The 18,245-nt window shown below is 69.5% G+C and carries 17 protein-coding genes and 2 riboswitches; of the genes, 4 read left to right on the top strand and 13 right to left on the bottom strand.

What is annotated here, in order from left to right:
* Window positions 1-5: 5 nt before the first annotated feature.
* The 5 genes from BJ964_RS12280 to BJ964_RS12260 form a co-directional block, all read right to left on the bottom strand.
* The gene (locus tag BJ964_RS12280; RefSeq protein ID WP_188120788.1) at window positions 6-566 is read right to left on the bottom strand and encodes a hypothetical protein; all 561 of its coding nucleotides are present in this window, start codon (window positions 564-566) and stop codon (window positions 6-8) included.
* A 24-nt stretch (window positions 567-590) separates the two neighbouring features.
* Window positions 591-1,688, bottom strand: coding sequence for an AAA family ATPase (locus BJ964_RS12275; protein WP_188120787.1), 1,098 nt, complete (start codon window positions 1,686-1,688; stop codon window positions 591-593).
* Window positions 1,685-2,311: a nicotinamide riboside transporter PnuC gene (gene pnuC / locus BJ964_RS12270; protein ID WP_188120786.1), complete on the bottom strand. Its 627-nt coding sequence runs from the start codon at window positions 2,309-2,311 to the stop codon at window positions 1,685-1,687. Before pnuC ends, BJ964_RS12275 begins: the two co-directional genes overlap by 4 nt.
* Before the next feature lie 40 nt (window positions 2,312-2,351).
* Window positions 2,352-2,714 carry an Atu4866 domain-containing protein gene (locus tag BJ964_RS12265; RefSeq protein WP_188120785.1) on the bottom strand — a complete coding sequence of 121 codons (363 nt, stop codon included), beginning with the start codon at window positions 2,712-2,714 and terminating at the stop codon, window positions 2,352-2,354.
* A gap of 115 nt (window positions 2,715-2,829) precedes the next feature.
* Complete coding sequence (locus tag BJ964_RS12260) at window positions 2,830-3,393, bottom strand: TetR/AcrR family transcriptional regulator (RefSeq protein ID WP_188126916.1); 564 nt, start codon at window positions 3,391-3,393, stop codon at window positions 2,830-2,832.
* Window positions 3,394-3,616: 223 nt separating this feature from the next.
* Between BJ964_RS12260 and BJ964_RS47905 the strand changes: the two genes are divergently transcribed.
* Entirely contained in the window at window positions 3,617-4,513 is an 897-nt protein-coding gene (locus BJ964_RS47905) for an ABC transporter permease (RefSeq protein ID WP_229806905.1), read from the top strand.
* A complete protein-coding gene (locus BJ964_RS12255; protein WP_229806904.1) occupies window positions 4,506-5,276 on the top strand; it encodes an ABC transporter ATP-binding protein in 771 nt (256 codons plus the stop codon). Before BJ964_RS47905 ends, BJ964_RS12255 begins: the two co-directional genes overlap by 8 nt.
* A 21-nt stretch (window positions 5,277-5,297) precedes the next feature.
* On the opposite strand, the gene BJ964_RS12250 is transcribed toward BJ964_RS12255, so the two are convergent.
* Entirely contained in the window at window positions 5,298-6,332 is a 1,035-nt protein-coding gene (locus BJ964_RS12250; RefSeq protein ID WP_188120783.1) for a coiled-coil domain-containing protein, read from the bottom strand.
* Window positions 6,331-6,466: riboswitch (cyclic di-AMP (ydaO/yuaA leader) on the bottom strand. Its footprint overlaps the gene before it by 2 nt.
* A gap of 207 nt (window positions 6,467-6,673) precedes the next feature.
* A riboswitch (cyclic di-AMP (ydaO/yuaA leader) is annotated at window positions 6,674-6,810 on the top strand.
* Window positions 6,811-6,814: 4 nt separating this feature from the next.
* Here BJ964_RS12250 and BJ964_RS12245 point away from each other — a divergent pair.
* On the top strand, window positions 6,815-7,831 hold the full coding sequence (locus BJ964_RS12245; RefSeq protein ID WP_188120782.1) for a coiled-coil domain-containing protein: 1,017 nt from the start codon (window positions 6,815-6,817) through the stop codon (window positions 7,829-7,831).
* A gap of 54 nt (window positions 7,832-7,885) precedes the next feature.
* On the opposite strand, the gene BJ964_RS12240 is transcribed toward BJ964_RS12245, so the two are convergent.
* From BJ964_RS12240 to BJ964_RS12220, 5 genes are all read right to left on the bottom strand, one after another.
* Window positions 7,886-10,249, bottom strand: a complete 2,364-nt coding sequence (locus tag BJ964_RS12240; RefSeq protein ID WP_188120781.1) for a glycoside hydrolase family 65 protein — start codon at window positions 10,247-10,249, stop codon at window positions 7,886-7,888.
* Between the two features lie 23 nt (window positions 10,250-10,272).
* Window positions 10,273-11,007, bottom strand: coding sequence for a beta-phosphoglucomutase family hydrolase (locus BJ964_RS12235; RefSeq protein ID WP_188120780.1), 735 nt, complete (start codon window positions 11,005-11,007; stop codon window positions 10,273-10,275).
* 91 nt (window positions 11,008-11,098) lie between these two features.
* Window positions 11,099-11,557 carry an ATP-binding protein gene (locus BJ964_RS12230; RefSeq protein ID WP_229806903.1) on the bottom strand — a complete coding sequence of 153 codons (459 nt, stop codon included), beginning with the start codon at window positions 11,555-11,557 and terminating at the stop codon, window positions 11,099-11,101.
* Between the two features lie 81 nt (window positions 11,558-11,638).
* Window positions 11,639-12,916: an ABC transporter ATP-binding protein gene (locus tag BJ964_RS12225; RefSeq protein WP_188120778.1), complete on the bottom strand. Its 1,278-nt coding sequence runs from the start codon at window positions 12,914-12,916 to the stop codon at window positions 11,639-11,641.
* A 930-nt stretch (window positions 12,917-13,846) separates the two neighbouring features.
* Window positions 13,847-15,706 carry a DUF5941 domain-containing protein gene (locus tag BJ964_RS12220; RefSeq protein WP_188120777.1) on the bottom strand — a complete coding sequence of 620 codons (1,860 nt, stop codon included), beginning with the start codon at window positions 15,704-15,706 and terminating at the stop codon, window positions 13,847-13,849.
* Window positions 15,707-15,946: 240 nt separating this feature from the next.
* On the opposite strand from BJ964_RS12220, the gene BJ964_RS47900 reads away from it, so the two are divergent.
* Window positions 15,947-16,144, top strand: a complete 198-nt coding sequence (locus BJ964_RS47900; RefSeq protein WP_229806902.1) for a PspC domain-containing protein — start codon at window positions 15,947-15,949, stop codon at window positions 16,142-16,144.
* A gap of 136 nt (window positions 16,145-16,280) precedes the next feature.
* On the opposite strand, the gene BJ964_RS12210 is transcribed toward BJ964_RS47900, so the two are convergent.
* Window positions 16,281-16,997 carry a DUF4230 domain-containing protein gene (locus tag BJ964_RS12210; RefSeq protein ID WP_188120775.1) on the bottom strand — a complete coding sequence of 239 codons (717 nt, stop codon included), beginning with the start codon at window positions 16,995-16,997 and terminating at the stop codon, window positions 16,281-16,283.
* Window positions 16,998-17,055: 58 nt separating this feature from the next.
* Window positions 17,056-18,231, bottom strand: coding sequence for an acyl-CoA dehydrogenase family protein (locus BJ964_RS12205; protein ID WP_188120774.1), 1,176 nt, complete (start codon window positions 18,229-18,231; stop codon window positions 17,056-17,058).
* Between the last annotated feature and the right edge of the window lie 14 nt (window positions 18,232-18,245).

Below are 18,245 nucleotides of genomic sequence, written 5' to 3'. Positions count from 1 at the left end.
CCCGGCTACTCCGGGTAGACCACGCCGGACCGGCCGCTGTACAGGTTCCGGGTGCCGTCCAGCCGCCGGCCGGTGTTCGGCGCGTCCAGCCAGACGATGTAGGCGGCGCCCGGGGTCAGCCCGGTGATCGTGGCGCTCACCGCGCACCCGCTGCCCGGCGCCACCTCCTGCCACACCGGTTGCGGCTGCGGGCCCTTCACCAGCTTCTGCGGCACGGCCGCCACCCGGTAGTTCGAGTTGAACTGGGTCGGCCAGTCGACCCTGAGCGAGCCGGCGCCCGGGGTCACCCGGACCGGGATCAGCGCCGGGTCGGTCCGCGGCCAGAGCTTCGTACACCTCGGGTCGGGGGTGGGCATGGAGAGCGAGACCTCCGGTGTCGGGCTGGCGCTGCCCATCGTGACCGACGGGGACGGGGTCGCCTGCCCCTGCTCCACGAGCAGCCACGACTCGCCGCCCCGCGCGGTGCCCCCGGTCGTCGCCGTGCGCTCACCGAAGCCGAGCGCGGCGCAGCCGCCCAGCGTGAGCGATGTCGCCGCCAGCGCGATCGCGATCCTGGTGTGCCGCACGTGCCGTCCTTCCGATCGGGTCCCCTACTGATCGGCGGCGGCCACCGGGGTTTTAGGGCGCAGCGGCTCGGTGAATCGCCAACCTTCGGCGAGCAGGTCGTCGACGGCCCGGATCGCGGTACGCAGGCGGCGCCCGTACGGCCCGGTCAGCTCCACCCACGGCGTGCCGCCGGCCGCCAGCCCGGCCCGGAACCGCCCGGTCATCCACTGCCGCAGGTGTTCGCCGTCACGCAGCCCGTCGTCCTCGAACGGCACGTCCGCGCAGTCGGTCAACAGGTAGAGGTCCGGCGCCCGGACCAGCTCACCCACCGCGGGCGAGGCGCTGCCCAGATAGCGCTCCTCCCAGACCGTGGTGGCGAAGGCGTCCGTGTCCCCGAAGACCACCGGCGAGCCGGCACGGGCGGCCGCGTCCTCGTCCGCGCTCTGCTCGACCGCGACCGTCACGAAGTCCGCCCGGTCCCAGGTCACGTCGAAGACGGTGGCCTCCGGCCGGTCCACACGCAGCTCGGCGAGCTTGCGCTCGGTGAGCTCCCGGCCGAACTCGGGCACCCAGCGGGTGCCCGCCCAGACCCCACCGCGGGTCCGGTAGTGCCGGGCCAGGGCCCGGGCCATGGTCGTGGTGCCGGTCGACTCGGCGCCCACCACGATCACCCGCCGGGCCAGGTGACCCCGGGCGCCGGCCCGCAGCCGGTCCCAGTGCGCGGCCGGGTCGGCGCGGATCGCCGTGCCGGAGACCGGAACCCGGAGCCGGTCCGGGTCGACCAGGACCGCCTCGGCGTGGAAGCGGCGGGCCAGCTCGGCCCCGTACGCCTCGGAGGAGAACACCGCGTCCACCCGGTCGGCGCCGGCCGCCTCCCGGAAGACCGCCATGTGCAGCTCCCACACCGCCGGGTCGGCGTAGTCGATCGGGTGGTCGTCATGAACCCCGGCGAACCGGACGTTCGGGCCGTGCTCGGCGCGCAGCCACGCCAGCCGCCCGGCCAGCGGGATGCTCTCCGCCGAGGAGGGCGCCACCACCACGGTGACCCGTTCACAGACGGCGGCCGCGGCGTCGATCAGCGCATGGTGGCCCTCGTGTGGCGGGTAGAACTTCCCGACGATCAGCCCGTGCCGGTACCTCACGCCGGAACCGCCCCGGGCCGTGCCCGCAACGCCACCCGCCACGAACGCAGGCCCAGCACGCACAGGAGCAGGAAGGCCACGTACAGGATCGCGGTGAGCCAGAGATCCTTGTACGCGTAGAGCGGGATGTAGATCAGGTCGGCGGCGATCCAGATCCACCAGCCCTCCACCAGCTTGCGGGTCTGGCCGTAGGTGGCCAGCAGGGACAGCGCCGTGGTGAGCCCGTCGGCCAGCGGGACCGTCGAGCCGGTGAGCCGGTCCAGGAAGAGCCAGAGGCCGGCGGTGAGCAGCACCCCGGCCACGATCAGACCGATCCACTCCGGACGGGTCGTGGAGCGGACCTCCAGGGCGGACCGGTTCTGGCCGCCGTGGAGCCAGGCCCACCAGCCGTAGCAGCCGAGGATCACATAGACGATCTGGAGGGTGGCGTCGGCGTACAGGCCCGCCGACCAGAAGACGACCATCAGTAGGAGCACGTTGAGGATGCCGAGCGGCCAGTTGAGGATGTGCCGGCGGACCAGGAGGCCGACGTTCACGAGTCCGGTCAGGAACCCGAGCACCTCGGCCCAGGTCGTCGGCACCCCGAACGCCACCAGCGCCGGGCTGTTCAGCCAATCGATCATGGGGACAGCATCACCGCCGTACGCCCGGGAGGGAACCCGGTTATCCGGCGGGATGCAGCCGGTGGCCGGCCATCTCCAGCTCGCCGTCCTGGACGGCGACCGCGGTCTGCAGGCCGGAATCGTCGCGGAGCAGCACCGAACCGCCCTCGATCCGGTAGGTGCCGCGGGCCGGCCGTCGACGGCCGGCCACCTCACCGGCGTACGTCCCATCGGTCCGCAGGCTCAGCCGGACCGCGCCGTCGGAGCTGTGCCACGAGCCCACCACGGCGTCGCTGATCACCAGCGGGGGCCGGGGGCCGCCGGAGCCGGAGTGCGGGCCCGGCGAGCTCCCGAGTGCGATGGCGAGCAGCGAGGTGGCGTCGAGGACGGTGAAGTCGACACGGGAATCACAGGCAGAGGTCATAAGCCGGCTCCAATGGTGGGGTCGGGATCAGCCTCTCCGGTCGGCATTTCCGGCCCGCGACGCTGGATTCGCTGAGTTGCAAACGGGAGCGAACCAGTGCGAGTTCGGTTGCCGGTCAGGCGGTGGCGCGCAACGCCGCGGTCACCGCCACCGTGAACTTCTCCAGGTAGTCCTCACCGATCGGCTGCCGGGCCACGGCCAGCCGCCAGTAGAGCGGGCCCAGGATCATGTCCACGGCCACCTCCGGATCGGTGCCCTCGGGCAGCTCGCCGCGGGCCACCGCCTGCCCGATCAGCTTCTCGCCGACGGCCTGCTGGTGGGTCCGGAGGGCCCGTTGCAGAGTCTCGGCGATCTGCGGGTTGCGGGCCGCCTCGGCCATCAGGTCCGGGATGATCTGGGACGCGATCCGGTGCTGGAGAGCCGTGCTCACGATCATCAGGAGGAGCTGGAGGTCGCCGGAGAAACTTCCGGTGTCGGGAAGTGGAACTTTTCGCTCCGCGACATCCGAGATTATCTCCATTACCATTTCGAGCTTGTTGCTCCATCGACGGTAGATCGCCGTCTTGCCGACCCCGGCACGGCGGGCCACTGCCTCGATGGACAACCGGCCGTAACCGACCTCCGCCAGCTCACTCATGACGGCGTTTCGGATCGCCACGGTGATATCGCCTCGGAGCACCGCCGCTCCGGCTGGTGCGCGCTTGATTGTCGCCACACGGTCACTATAGCGCTACGACGTAACGGTTGCGTTCCGCCGTTTGGTCAGCTACCGTCACATCCACGTCGATACGAACCCGTTCCATCGGCATCGGCGGGGGCCTGTCATGCTGCATGCTGTGACCTCGCACCAGGCATCGGATCCCGCCGCGCCCTTCGGGCCGACCAGATCGGAGCACCACCCCATGCCAGAGACGGCGGTCGCCGAGACCGACGCCGGCCTCTCCCTCAAGGAGCTGGCCCGGCGCAACGGCCTGAGCGCGTCCGGACGGCTTCCGAGCCTTCCGGACTACACCCGGCAGCTGTGGGAGTACCGGCACTTCATCCGGGCACACTCCAGCGCGAAGATGACGTCCGCACTGGGCAACACCAAGCTCGGCGCGGTGTGGCAGGTGCTCACCCCGATCATCAACGCGGCTGTCTACTACGTCATCTTCGGTCTGGTCCTCGGCGGCCACCACGAGATGCCGAACTTCATCGCGTACCTCTGCATCGGTGTCTTCGTGTTCCAGTTCACCCAGTCGGTGGTGCAGACCGGGACGAACGCGATCACCGGCAACCTGGGGCTGATCCGCGCGCTGCACTTCCCCCGGGCCAGCCTGCCGCTCTCCGCCTCGCTGGTGGAGATCCGCAACTTCGTGGTGGCGGTGTTCGTCCTGATGGGCATCGTGCTGATCACCGGTGAGCCGATCACCGTCAAGTGGCTGATCGTGGTGCCGGCCCTGATCCTGCAGTCGTTCTTCAACGTCGGCCTGGGCCTGTTCATGGCCCGCTACGGCTCCAAGGTGCGCGACGTCAAGCAGCTCATCCCGTTCATCATGCGGTTCTGGCTGTACGGGTCGGCCGTTCTCTACCCGGTGACGAAGTTCCAGGACCTGCTGAGCGGCTGGCAGCTCCAGGTGGTCGAGGCCAACCCGATGCTGGTCTACATCGAACTGATGCGCCACGCGCTGCTCGATGAGGCCACCCTGGCGAACTCCCCGGCCGTGCTGTGGATCGAGGCGATCGTCTGGACCGTGGTCGTCGGCATCGGCGGCTTCGTTTACTTCTGGCGCGGAGAGAAGGGCTACGGCCGTGGCTGACAACGAGCGGATTCCCACCGTCATCGCCGACGAGGCCCACATCATCTACAAGGTCCACCAGGCCGGTGCGTCCAGTTCCAGCCCGCTGGCCAGCTTCAAGCGCCTGGCCACCCGGAGCAAGAACTCGAACATCCGCGAGGTGCACGCGGTCAAGGGTGTCAGCTTCGTCGCCTACAAGGGCGAGGCGATCGGCCTGATCGGCACCAACGGCTCGGGCAAGTCGACCCTTCTGCGCGCGGTGGCCGGCCTGCTGCCGGTCTCCCGGGGCGCGATCTACGCCTCCGGCCAGCCGTCCCTGCTGGGTGTGAACGCGGCACTGATGAACGAGCTGCCCGGCGACCGCAACGTCGAGCTGGGCTGCCTCGCGATGGGCATGTCGCCGGACGAGGTGAGGGCGAAGAAGGACGAGATCATCGAGTTCTCCGGCATCAACGACAAGGGTGACTTCGCCACCCTGCCGATGCGGACGTACTCCTCGGGCATGTCGGCCCGGCTGCGCTTCTCGATCGCGGCCGCCAAGCAGCACGACGTGCTCCTGATCGACGAGGCGCTGGCCACCGGTGACGCCAAGTTCCGCCGGCGCAGCGAGGCCCGGGTCCGGGAGCTGCGCGCCCAGGCCGGCACGGTGTTCCTGGTGAGCCACAGCGAGCAGTCGATCCGGGACACCTGTGAGCGGTGCATCTGGCTGGAGGCCGGCACGATCCGCGCCGACGGCCCGACCGACGAGGTGATGAAGGAGTACGAGGCCTTCGCCCGCAGGTAGGCCCCGCACTCCCCCGGTGGTTCAGTTGACCGACAGGTGCACGTGGTTGGTGTGGTCGCTGGACGGGTCGCCACCCGCCCCGCTGTACGACTTCCAGCCACTGCTCGGCAGCCAGATCCGGCGGTACCAGATCACGTACAGGACGTCGAGGTCGTCGGCGTTGTTGATGAAGTAGTTCGCCAGGTTGTTGCCGTACGTCTTGTCGGCCCCCGTGGCGTCCCCGCCGAAGGTGCCCTTCTCGGCGGAGAAGTCGCAGGCCCGCCCCTTGGGGTGCTCACCGCTGTTCTGCGTACGCCAGCACTTGGTGAACCGGGTGAAGCCGTCCGCCCGGGCCTGCTTGTAGGCGTGCAGCAGGGTCGCGGTGATGCAGCCGCCGGTGCCGGTCGGGTCGTCCTGGTTGCAGCTCGACCCGCTCGGGCCCGGCTCCGCGTCGGCACTACCGCCGCCGTCGGAGGAGGACGAGGTGTCCGAGCCCTGGTTCGCCGCCTTGAGCGCCGCCTCGGCCTTGGCCTTCTGCTTCGCCATCACGGTGACCTGCTTCTGCTGGTCCTTGATCGCGATGTCGATGGAGTCCTTGGCCTTCTGCCGGTCCTCGCGGGTGGTCTTCAGGCCGTTGATCGCCCGGCTCTGGTCGGCTGCCACGATGGCCAGGGTCTCGGCCCGGCCCAGGAAGCCCTCGGCCGAATCGGCGGCGAGCATGGCCGACATCGGCCCGGCCCGGCCCGCGGTGTACGCCTGCGTGGCGATCAGATCGAGTTGCTCCTGCTGTGGCCCGAGCTCGGTGTCCAGGCGCTTGAGCTCCGAGGTCAGCTTGGTCTGCTGCTCCTTGGAGGTCTTCAGCTTCTTCTTGGCCGCGACGTAGCCGCTGGAGGCCTTCTCGAGTTGTTCGATGAGGGACTTCGATCCGCCCTCGCCGTCGTCCCCGGTGTCTCCGGGGGCGGCGAGCAGCCGGGGGGCCGCGGTGGCCGGCGACGCGACGACGGCCAATCCGCACGCGGCGACGAGCAGCGCCAGCAACGCCGCTAATCGCTGCGCAGTGTTCTGCTGCACAGGCATTTCCTTCCGTCGGCCGCCGGCCGGGTTAGCTGACGGGTTCGGGACGAAGGAAATCCCTACCGCTGGTAGCGGATTCACCCCGGAGATATTGGTTCCCCGGCTCGCCGATGACGGCGATTAGGCGGCGGCCCCCGCGCGGGAACCGCACCGACCATACCCACTCGATCGACAGATCGACAGTTCTCGTACGCACCGCAATTGCCCCGACACGACAGGTGATTGCAATTACGGAATGTGTTTGCGAGGTAACTCTTTTCGCGGTTCCCGGGGTCTGATCCACGGCGATATCTCGGGTAAACTGGCCGCCGGTCCTGCCAGGACGGCACCGCCCCCGAGTTGCCGGCAGGCCGCCGCCCAATCGTCGCGAGACGAACCGGGGAACCAGGTTCACTGGGGTGTATCCGCGCAGTTTGCGGTAGGGATTGCTTCCGTCCCGAACCCGTCAGCTAACTCGGTCGGCGGTGTCACGGAAGGAACTGTTGATGGCAGCAAGTCCCCGCCGGTGGCTGATACTTGCCCTGGCGCCGCTGGTGAGCGCCCTGATGTTCATGGCGCCCGCGACTCCGGCCGCGGCCGAGCCAGGCGGCTCCTCATCCTCCGCACAGGAGGAGGACGAGGACGCAACTCTCAACGACGTGATCGAGTCGACCAACCGGCGCTACGCCTCCGCGAAGTCCGCGGTGACGCAGTCCACCAAGACGCAGGCCAAACTGGCCACACAGATCAAGGCGGCGGAGGCCCGGCGGGACGCACTGATCCCCGAGGTCGACCAGATCGCCAAGCAGCAGTACATGACCGGCAACCTGAGCGCCATGGGCTTCCTGCTCAGGTCCCAGGACTCGGGCGACTTCCTGACCAAGGCGGTCTCCCTCGAAGAGATCAACAAGCTGCACGACGCCAAGCTGCACGAGCTCAACGCGGCGATCACCGAGATCTCGGACAGCAAGGCGCAGCTGGACGCCGAGGTCAAGGCGCAGCAGCAGAACGCCACGGTGATGAAGAAGCAGAAGGACGCGGCCGACAAGGCGTTCCAGCTGGTCGGTGGCAACTCGGTGACCAAGGGCCTCGTGGTGGCGGACTCGCCGGAGGCCGCCCCGGCGCCGCGGAACGGCTCCGGCGGATTCTCCTCGGAGGGTTGCACCGAGGACGACCCGACCACCGGCGGCTGCATCACCAAGCGCACGCTGCACATGTACAAGGAAGTCAAGAAGGCCGGCTTCAGTAATTTCGTCGGCTGTCACCGTGACGGCGGGCCCTTCGAACACCCCAAGGGCCGCGCCTGCGACTGGTCGTTGCAGAAGAGCGGATTCTCGGTCTACGACACCGACAAGGAATTCCGGTACGGCAACAACCTGATGGCGTTCCTGGTCCGTAACGCCGACGAGCTCGGCATCTACTACGTGATCTGGAACAAGATGATCTGGTTCCCGGCCTCGGGCTGGAAGACATACCACGGGGTCAGTGACCACACCGACCACGTGCACGTCTCGATGCTCTGACGGACTTCACGAGAACGGCCCCCGCCCATCCGGGCGGGGGCCGTTTTCATGTGCTCAGTGAACCGCGCGCCGGACCGGAGCGCGGCCGTGCGGCTGGGCCGGTGCCGGGCCCGGCGGCACCGCGGCCGGAATCGGCATGGTGACCGGTCGCACCTGGGTCACCTCGAGCTCCTTGCCGTGGTGGATCAGCGTGAGCCGGGCCTGCCCGCCGCCGTTGCGCAGCGAGTAGGTCACCTCTTCGGAGGTCACGTTGACGCGCAGCCGCAGACCCCGCCAGAGCAGCGAGAACTCCAGACTGTTGATCCGGCTGGGCAGTCGCGGCGCGAAGCTCAGCTGGCCGTTGAAGTCCCGCATGCCGCCGAGGCCGGCGACCAGCGCGATCCAGGAGCCGGCCAGCGACGCCACGTGCACGCCGTCCCGCGCGTTCCGGTGCAGGTCGTGCAGGTCCATCAGGGCGGCCTCGCCCAGATAGTCGTGCGCCAGCTCGAGATGCCCGGTCTCGGCCGCCATGACCGCCTGGATGCAGGCCGACAGCGACGAGTCCCGGACGGTACGGGCGTCGTAGTAGGCGAAGTTGCGCGCCTTCTCCTCCGGGGTGAACGCGTCGCCCCGGATGTACATCGCCATCACCAGGTCGGCCTGCTTGACCACCTGCTTGCGGTACAGGTCGAAGTACGGGTAGTTGAGCAGCAGCGGGTAGCCCTCCGGCGGGGTGCCCTCGAAGTCCCACTCCTGGAGCCGGGTGAAGCCCTCGCACTGCTGGTGGACGCCCAGCTCCTTGTCGTACGGGACGTGCACGGCAGCCGCCGCGTCCCGCCAGGAGGCCGCCTCCTCGTCGTTGACCCCGAAACCGCGGGCCAGGTCCGGGTGCCGCTGGCAGGCGTCGACGGCGGCCATCAGGTTCTGCTGCGCCATCAGGTTGGTGTAGATGTTGTCGTTCACCACGGCGGTGTACTCGTCCGGCCCGGTGACGCCGTCGATGTGGAACCGCCCGTGCCGGTCGTGGTGGCCCAGCGACCGCCACAGCCGCGCCGTCTCCACGAGCAGCTCCAGGCCGACCTCACGCTCGAAGTCGAAGTCCCCGGTGGCCTGCACGTAGCGGCGGACCGCGTCGGCGATGTCGGCGGCGATGTGGAAGCCCGCGGTGCCGGCCGGCCAGTAGCCCGAACACTCCTGGCCGCGGATGGTCCGCCACGGGAAGGCCGCCCCCGACAGCCCGAGCGTCTGCGCCCGTTCCCGGGCCAGGTCCAGCGTCGAGTGCCGCCAGCGCAGCACGTCGGCCGCCGCGGAGGGCTGGGTGTAGGTGAGCGCCGGCAGCACGAACGTCTCGGCGTCCCAGAACGTGTGGCCGTCGTAGCCGGGGCCGGTCAGGCCCTTGGAGCCGATCGGCCGCTGCTCCGCCCGGGCGCCGGCCTGGAGCGTGTGGAAGAGGCCGAACCGAACCGCCTGCTGCACCTCCGGGTCGCCCTCGACCTGAACGTCCGAGTGGTCCCAGAACGCGTCCAGGTAGTCCTGCTGCTGCTGGACCAGACCGTCCCAGCCGTCCAGCCGGGCGCTGGCCAGAGCCGCCCCGACCTGGTCGCGCAGGGCGGGCAGCGAGCGCATGCTGGACCACCCGTACGCCGCCAGCTTGACCACCCGCAGCTTCTGCCCGGGCTCCAGACGGCAGGCGACCGTGGTGCGCAGCCAGTCCGGGTGGCCCTCGGTGGTGATGGCGTGCCGGCCCGGGGTCTCGACCAGGTGCTCCATGGCCGCGGCCATCCGCAGGTCACTGGCCTTGGTGCGGTGGATCAGGATGCCGCCGGTGGGCTGCTCCATCATCTCCTCGGCCAGCAGCGGGCGGTCGAGCACGGCGGCCACCCGCGGGTCCTTGCTCATCGGCGGCAGCTGCTCGTTCGCCACCAGCTCGGATTGCAGGATCAGCCGGGCCGAGGTCTCCAGGGGCTCCACCTCGTACAGGAAGGCCACGACCGCGCGCTGGGTGAACGAGACCAGCCGGACGGTCCGCACCCGGATGCCCTGGCCGGACGGGGACACCCACTCGACGATCCGCTCCAGCAGGCCGGCCCGCAGGTCGAGGCAGCGCTCGTGGGAGCGCAGCTCGCCGTACCGGACGTCGAACGGCTCGTCGTTGACGAGCAGCCGCATCAGCTTGGCGTTGGTGACGTTGACCATGGTCTGGCCGGACTCGGGAAAGCCGTAGCCCGCCTCGGCGTGCGGCAGCGGCCGCAGCTCATAGAACGAGTTCAGATAGCTGCCCGGAAGGCCGTGCGGCTCGCCCTCGTCCAGGTTTCCGCGTATCCCGATATGGCCGTTCGAGAGAGCGAATACCGACTCGGACTGGGCCAGCAGGTCCAGGTCGAGCCGGGTCTCCCGGATATGCCAAGGGTCGACGGGATAAGCCCGTTCACGGATCACGGTCGTGCCTCTCGTAACTGATTTCAGAGGAGGTCTTTGAGATCTTGCACCACGACGTCGGCGCCGTGTTCCCGCAGCGCATCGGCCTGGCCTACCCGGTCCACGCCGATCACGATGCCGAAGCCACCGGCCCGGCCGGCGGCCACGCCCGCCTGGGCGTCCTCGAACACGGCACAGTTCGCCGGGTCGAGGCCGAGCAACTCGGCGCCCTTGAGGAAGGTGTCCGGCGCGGGCTTGCCGGGCAGGCCCAGCTCACGCGCGACGACGCCGTCCACCCGGGCCTCCAGGAGGTCGGCGATCCCGGCCGCCTCCAGGACGTCCTTGCAGTTGGCGCTCGCCGACACGACCGCACGGCGTAGACCGGCGGCCCTGGCGGCCCTCAGGTACTCCACCGATCCGGGGTAGACCTGGACGGCGCCTTCTTGGATCTTCTGTAGCACGAGCACGTTCTTGCGATTGCCGATGCCGTTGACGGTCTCCCGATCGGGGGTGTCGTCCGGGTCGCCCTCGGGCAGGGTGATGCCCCGGGACGCCAGGAAGGTACGGACACCGTCGGCACGCTGACGGCCGTCGACATACCGGTGATAGTCGACGCCGGAATCGAACGGGACGAAAAGTTGATCATGACTTTCCGCCCACGATTCCAGGAACGTATCGAACGTCTGTTTCCATGCGGCGCTGTGCACGAGCGCGGTCTGCGTCAGCACGCCGTCAAGATCGAAAAGGCAAGCGGTCACCTGTGAAGGAAGTCCGAGCACGCGCCCAATGTAGCCGGACGCGATCCACGAGGAGCGCGGAAGGGCGTCTTCACATTTCCACGATGTTTCACAAGGGGTTCTAGCTGCTGTTTCAGCGGGGATCCGGCACGACATCCAGATCGATACGTAGGCCGATCGAGGTACCGATCGGCCCGGTGGCCGTCGTGACCTCGTCGCAGAGCTGATGGGCCAGCCAGAGGCCCCGGCCACCGACCTCGAACGTCCCCGGCGTACGCACGCGGTCCAGATAGGCGCCCGGGATGCCCGGGCCGGCGTCGGTGACCACGCACCACACCGAGCCGCCGTCGATCCGCAGCACGACCCGGCCCTGCCCACCCGCGTGCAGCACCACGTTGGTGATCACTTCGTTGACGGCCAGCACGAAGCCGTCCAGGCGGTCGCCGGCGAGCCCGGCGGCGCCCAGCAACCGGGTGATCTCGTGCCGCAGGATCGTGATGTCGTCCCGGCCGAAGGCGCGGTCCAGCGGCACCGGCCACGCCCGCGAGGGGACGGAGGCCGCGCGCACGCCCTGGCCGTTCCTTTCCTCCACCGTGAAGCAGCCTACGCGCTGTGGCCGACCGGTAGCGGGAGGCATCCGCGAACGCGCCCGGAAGTGGCGCGGGACCCCCGGTCATCGCCAGCCGACATCGATCCGGTCACCCCGCTCGTCGAAGAAGTGCACGGCGTCCATCCGCACCGACACGGCCAGCGGATGACCGGGACCGATCGCCGGGTACGGCGCCAGGCGCACCGCCAGCTCGGCCGGCTTGCGGTGATGCTTGCCCAACTCGCTCAGCACACCGACACGGCCCTGCGGGGCCACCGGCTCCGACGTCTGGCCGGCCAGACGTTGCAGTGCCTTCCTGAACCCGCCGCCGGTCCGGGTCTCGGCGACCGGGCCGCTCATCTCGTCCACCACGATCGCCGTGGCGCCGATGTCCAGGTACGCCAGCGACTCGTGCCCGTGGTGCTCCAGGTAGCGGATCCGCCCCTGGAAGACGGGCCCCTGCGTGTCCGGGGTGACCGGGGTGAGCGCCTCGGCCCGGATGCCGACCACGATCCGCTCGCCGTGGTAGCGGGCCACCGCCCGGGCGCGTGGGTCGTTCCACGGCATGTAGAGCGTCTGCTCGCCGAAGCTCAGCGCGATGTACTGCTCCAGGTGCACGTAGACCGCGGCCTCGAGCAGGTTCATCTTGGGTGAGCCCAGGAAGGCGGCGACGTACAGGGTGGCCGGGCGCCGGTACACCTCGGTCGGCGTGCCGACGTCCTGGAGCACGCCCTTGCGCATGATCGCGACGCGGTCCGCCATGGTCAGCGCCTCGGCCTGGTCGTGGGTCACGTACATGGTCGTCACACCCAGCTCACGAGTCATGCTCGTGATCTCGGCGCGCAACTCGGCGCGGAGTCCGCTGTCGAGGTTGGACAATGGCTCGTCCATCAGGAAGATGCCTGGTCGGCGCACCATGGCGCGGCCCATCGCGACCCGCTGCCGCTGACCGCCGGAGAGCTGACTCGGCCGCCGCGCCAGAACCTCGCCGATGCCGAGCGCGCCGGCGATCGCGTCCACCCGCTCCTGCCGCGGCGCCGGCTCGATACCGGACAGCTTCAGCGGGAAACCGATGTTCTCCGAGACGGTCATGTGCGGATAGAGCGCGAAATCCTGAAACACCATCGCGATGCTGCGGTCCCGCGGCGGCAGCTCCAGAACCGGCTCGCCGTTGAGGAGGATGTCCCCCCGCGTGGGATCCTCCAGCCCGGCGATCATCCGCAGCACGGTCGACTTTCCGCAGCCCGAAGGCCCGAGCAGGACCATGAACTCGCCGTCCTGCACATCCAGGCTGACGTTGTCGACGGCAGTGGTGCCGTCTGGCCAGATCTTGGTGACGTCTTTCAGCACGACGGTGGACACCGTCAACCTCCCGCTATCGACTGTGATCCCGATCCCACGACGGTCGGCGATCGGGTACTGACTCTGCGAGTGGCATCGATGCTTCACCATCGGGCGAACGTGCCATTTGCACATAGTGATCAATCGATTACGGAGATCACACGTTTTCCGGATCTCTCATGTGCACGTGCACAGAAAAAACATTTTTCATCGGTACGCGACACAAGCCCACAAAAGCACTTTCTCGCCCCGCCAAGCCCCGCGATCAATTGCCACGCGCGCCCGCACCGCGCCCGCCGGGCATAGATCGGTGGCCCAGCTCCCACCCGCCCCGATCTTGAACGCTTCACCACCGCAGAGAGTCTTCTTCTTGGGTGTTTGCGGTTCTCCGTCAAGCGCCCGGTCGGGCGAACCACCAAATGGGGGCGCCGTCCGCCGCGCTAGGCGGAAATGGGGCTTTCGCCGGAAACAGGCGCCCGTTTAGCCCACTTTGCGTGCCACTGTTGTGCAATCTTGAACGATTTACCACCGCCTAGGGTGGCAAATCGTTCAAGATCGCTCCGAGTGACGCGTCCTGCTGTCGAGGGATTGCGGATTCGGCCGTGGGCGCCCAAGAAGAAGACTCCAGACGGTGCCCAACCATCCAAGATCTCCCCAAAAGGGAGCCCGAGCACTCCCCAAATCAACCAGCGCCGACCTTGAACGCCCCACCACCGCAGGCGGTGGCCAACCACCCAAGATCGCCCCGCAAAGGGAGCCTGAGCACCCCAAAAGCAACCAGCGCCGACCTTGAACGCCCCACCACCGCAGGCGGTGGCCAACCACCCAAGATCGCGTTTGGAAGCGCCGCACGCGAAGGCCGAACAGCGCTCACCCCCGCTTCGCGGGCGATCTTGAACGATTGACCACCGCCCACGGTGGCAAAACGTTCAAGATCGCCGGGGGGACGGGTCAGCGGGACGCCTTCCAGTCCTTTGCGGCGGTGAGGGTGAACGTGAACAACACGGCGGCCGTCAGGACGACCGCGGCGACCGTGGCCTGGCCCAGGAGGGCCACCGTCACCAGGAGCAGGACGCGGCCGTCCCAGCCGAGGACGGCGCCGCCGGCGCCGGTCGCCGGGGCGCCCTTCTCCATCCGGGCGGTCAGGTCGTAGTGGCGCATCGCCAGGGCGAACAGCAGCAGGAAGACCACGGCGGGCGGAACCGGCCCGTAGAGGCCCACGGCGGCCACGGTGAGGTACTCGGCGGCCCTCAAAGCGGCCGGCACCAGCCAGTCCAGGGAGCCGTCGTGCCGCACCCTCGCCGGGAAGCCGCAGACCAGGACCGGGATCACCACGAGGGCGAGCACCCACGGGCGATGGCCCGGCCCGGCGGCGGCCGTCGCGGCCACCGCGGCCACGGCGTAGACCGTGAAGAGGGCGGCGAACGGCAGCGGCCACCCCGCGCCCACCCGGCTCAGCACCGACCGCACCAGCGGCCCGTCGTCGCGGTGCCGCATGGTGTCGACGGTGTGCAGGACCCCGACCCGCATGGAGAGGGCCCGCAGCGACCGCAGCGCCAGCGTGTACGCCGCCGCCAGCAGACCGAAACCGACCAGGGCCGCCAGCGTCACCCGGCCGTCGGTGAACGCGGCCAGCACGGCGATCAGCGCCCACCGCTCACCGATCGGGAAGACCACGATCCGCTTGGCCCAGTAGATCACCGATCCGCGCTGGCTCTGCGCCTTGACGGAGGCCGCGGTGAGCCGCGCCCCGACTCCACCGGACGCGGCCGGGGAGGGACGGGCGGCGGCCTCGTCGTGCAGGGCGCCGTACCAGGTGTCGGTCATGTGCCGGGCGGTCTGGAGGATGATCGCGGCGATCGCGAGCGGCCACGCGTACGGCAGCCCGATCCGCTCGGCCCCGGCCGCCAGACCGGCGTAGACCGCGTACTCCTTGGCCCGGTCGGCCATCGTGTCGAGCCAGCCGCCGAAGGCGTCGAACTTTCGCGTGTACCGCGCCAGTTGCCCGTCCACACAGTCGAGCACGAACCCGAGGTAGAGCAGCACCCCGCCGAGCACCATGGCGACCCGGGAGGCCTGCCAGAACAGCAGCGCCGCGGCGACCGCGAAGAGCACCGACAGCCCGGTCACCGCGGTGGGTGTCAGCCGGAGCCGGGCGGCGGCCCGGGTGACCAGCGGCGACCAACTGCTCACCGCGTACGTCGTGAAGAAGTCGTCCTGTTCCTTGACGGCGAGCCGGAGGCGCGCCGCGTCCTCGTCCACCGCGGCGACCGCGTCCCGTGCCCCGGCCAGATCCGCCTCGGTGGTGACCTGCTCGGCGTGCAGCAGGCGCACCCGGGTGGCGACCGGCACGAACCCGTCGGCGAGCATCTCGGCCAGCATGTCGGGGTGGTCGGCGGCCTTTTCCAGCAGCGGCAGCTCGGCGGGGGCGACGCACATGGCGCCCAGGTAGCGCGTGGTCCCGCCGCCGGGCGGGGCGGCGACGACGCGACCCCGGTCCTCCTTGAGCTCTCCGGACGGGTCGGCGGCGACCAGTACGGTGCTGCGCCCGGCCGGTTCGGTGGCCAGCGTCCAGAGCAGGCTGCCGTGCGCGACCAGGTTGTCGGCGCAGATCAGGAGGGGGATGCCCGCCTCGCGGGCCTGCCGGGCCAGCTCGCGCAGGCGGACGGCTTCGCCGTCGCCGGGGGTTAGGCGGTGGACCGCCGAGATCCCGGCCGCCCGCAGCGCACCGGTCAGGTCGCCGGCGAGCCGGTCGGCGTCTCTGTCCGGGATCGCGGGGCCGATTCGTGCGGTCAGAACGGCCAGCGTCACCGGAGCGCCACCGCTTGCCTCCTCAAACCGACGGAAAACCGACGGAAAACCGACGGACCGGTCCACACCAGGCCCGAAATGCGGTCCAGGTTAACAGCGGGCGTCACGTGGGTACGGGTCACCCTTACGGGAGCTGACTCGCTCGCATCCACCCGTGGAACGAGGGACGGCCCGGCTCCGGTACTTACCGTCGAAGTGGCCACGGCAGAGAGCCGGGGCGCCGCCGAAGGAGTGGATGACGTGACCAGCCCCCTCAGGACCCGCTCGTTCTCCCGCCCCCGTCACAACCGCCGCATCGCCGGTGTCTGCGCCGGGTTGGCCCAGCGTTTCGGGATGCGGCCCGGCACCGTCCGGCTGCTGTTCGTCCTGTCCTGCCTGCTCCCGGGCCCGCAGTTCCTGATCTACCTGGTCCTCTGGGCGCTGATGCCCAGCGAGTGACGCCCGTCGGAGGGCGTGAGCCCGAAAACGGGTAGGCGACACCGGCCTGGTCGGCTCCCCCCGTACGCCGGCCGGTGATCGCCGGTGGCGTCGCTCTCCGGGCAATGCGGCCCGGAGAGCGACCGCCCACCGCGGGTCATGGGTTGGCGAAGGTCACCGTGACCGTCGAGTAGCCCAGCCGCGCGAAGAGGCTCTCCAGCATGCGCTGCGTGTTCTCCCGGGCCCGCTCGTCGAGCCCGCTCGCCCGGGCCGCCTCGGTGATCCGCTGCTGGGCGAGCTGATAGACCTGCTGCTGCTTGCCGGGATCGTCGCGGAAGGCGTCGCCGATCCGGTTGAAGAGCCCGCGCTCGTCCGCCACCACGTAACTGCGCTCCATGTCGAGAGCGGCCGTGGACTGCTGCGGGGCGGGCAGCCTCAGCTCGATCGTCTTCTTCTCCTCGTCCACCTTGAGCGCGTCTCCGGCCAGGCCGCCGAAGTCGACATAGGCCTCGACGGTGCCCGAGCCGACGAACAGTGTCCGCCGGTTGATCAGGAAGTCGGGGATGTTGTCCTTGTTCTCCTGGAGATCGACGATGACCTGGAAGGTGCCGTCGGCCGCCACGAACCGCTCCAGGTCGCGCATGGACTCGAGGAGCACCGGCTGGCTGCGGTCGGTCGTCCGGTCGGTGAACGGGTTGTCGAAGGTGGGCAGCACGTTGATCGCGCGCAGCCCGAGGCAGGACGCGACCAGCAGGGCGAAGACGACGCCCACGAAGATCAGCAGCCGGGCGAACCCGCTGGGTCCGCGCTGAACGGCCGGGAACTCGCTGGTGGGCTCGGGGTCGGGGGATGCGGGGGCGGGCGATTCGGCCATGTCTAAACGGTACGGAGGGGGTACGACAATCCGCGACCGGAGAACCCACTCGGGCGGCTCACCGTGCGAAAGCGTTCAAACCGGTCAGCTTCTGCCCGATCGACAGCTGGTGGATCTCCGACGTCCCCTCGTACGTCAGCACGCTCTCCAGATTGCTGGCGTGCCGCATCACCGGGTACTCCGCAAGGATCCCGTTGCCACCCATGATCGTCCGGCACTGCCGAGCGATCTTGATGGCCTCCCGCACGTTGTTCAGCTTCCCGACACTGATCTGCTCCGGCCGCAGCGGCCCGTCCTGCCGCTCCCGCCGCCGCCCCAGATGCAGTGCCAGCAGGAACCCCTTCTGCAGCTCCAGAGCCATGTCCGCGAGCTTGGCCTGGGTCAGCTGGAACCCGGCGATCGGCCGCCCGAACTGCTCCCGCGCGGCCGCGTAGTCGAGCGCCGTGTCGAGACAGTCCCGGGCCGCCCCGAGCACACCCCAGATGATGCTGAGCCGGGCCTCGGTGAGGCAGGACATCGGCGCCATCAGGCTGCGGGCGCCGGGCAGCCGGGCGCTCTCCGGCAGCCGGACCCCGTCCAGGACGATCTCGCCCGTACTGGACGCGCGCAGCGACATCTTGTGGCTGATCTCGCGGGCCGTGTAGCCGCTCACGTCGGTCGGGACGACGAATCCGGCCACGCCCTTGTCGGCCCGCGCCCAGATGATCGCCACGTCGGCGATCGGCGCGTTGAGGATCCAGGTCTTCACGCCGTCGAGCACCCAGTCGTCGCCGTCCTGACGGGCCCGGGTGGACATGCCGGTCGGGTCGGAGCCGTGATCCGGCTCGGCCAGGCCGAAGCAGCCGATCGCCCGGCCGGACGCCAGCGCCGGGAGCCAGGCGAGTTTCTGCTCCTCCGAGCCGTAGCGCCAGATCGCGTACATGACCAGGGAGCCCTGCACCGAGATCAGCGAGCGGATCCCGGAGTCGGCGGCCTCCACCTCCATGCATGTCAGGCCGAGGGCGACCACCGACGAGCCGGCGCAGCCGTACCCGGTCAGGTGCATGCCGAACAGGCCGGCCTTGCCGAACTCGACGGCCAGCTCCCGGATCGGGGCATCGCCGTTCTCGTACCACTCGGCCACGGCCGGACGAATGTGATCGTCGGCGACGCGGCGGGCGAGAGCGCGGGCGTCGCGCTCCTCATCACTCAGCAAATCGTCAAGATCCAGCAGGTCAAGAGGTCGAACACCCATGACCCAAGCTAACC

The organism is Actinoplanes lobatus, assembly GCF_014205215.1.
In the GTDB taxonomy this organism is placed as follows: Bacteria; Actinomycetota; Actinomycetes; order Mycobacteriales; family Micromonosporaceae; genus Actinoplanes; species Actinoplanes lobatus.
This window is presented reverse-complemented; position numbering and strand designations above follow the sequence as displayed.

Bases quoted from the DNA above. Each gene is read 5' to 3' on its own strand.
- pnuC (WP_188120786.1), bottom strand. From the start codon at position 2,311: ATGATCGATTGGCTGAACAGCCCGGCGCTGGTGGCGTTCGGGGTGCCG.
- BJ964_RS12265 (WP_188120785.1), bottom strand. From the start codon at position 2,714: ATGACCTCTGCCTGTGATTCCCGTGTCGACTTCACCGTCCTCGACGCC.
- BJ964_RS47905 (WP_229806905.1), top strand. From the start codon at position 3,617: ATGCCAGAGACGGCGGTCGCCGAGACCGACGCCGGCCTCTCCCTCAAG.
- BJ964_RS12250 (WP_188120783.1), bottom strand. From the start codon at position 6,332: ATGCCTGTGCAGCAGAACACTGCGCAGCGATTAGCGGCGTTGCTGGCG.
- BJ964_RS12245 (WP_188120782.1), top strand. From the start codon at position 6,815: ATGGCAGCAAGTCCCCGCCGGTGGCTGATACTTGCCCTGGCGCCGCTG.
- BJ964_RS12210 (WP_188120775.1), bottom strand. From the start codon at position 16,997: ATGGCCGAATCGCCCGCCCCCGCATCCCCCGACCCCGAGCCCACCAGC.
- BJ964_RS12205 (WP_188120774.1), bottom strand. From the start codon at position 18,231: ATGGGTGTTCGACCTCTTGACCTGCTGGATCTTGACGATTTGCTGAGT.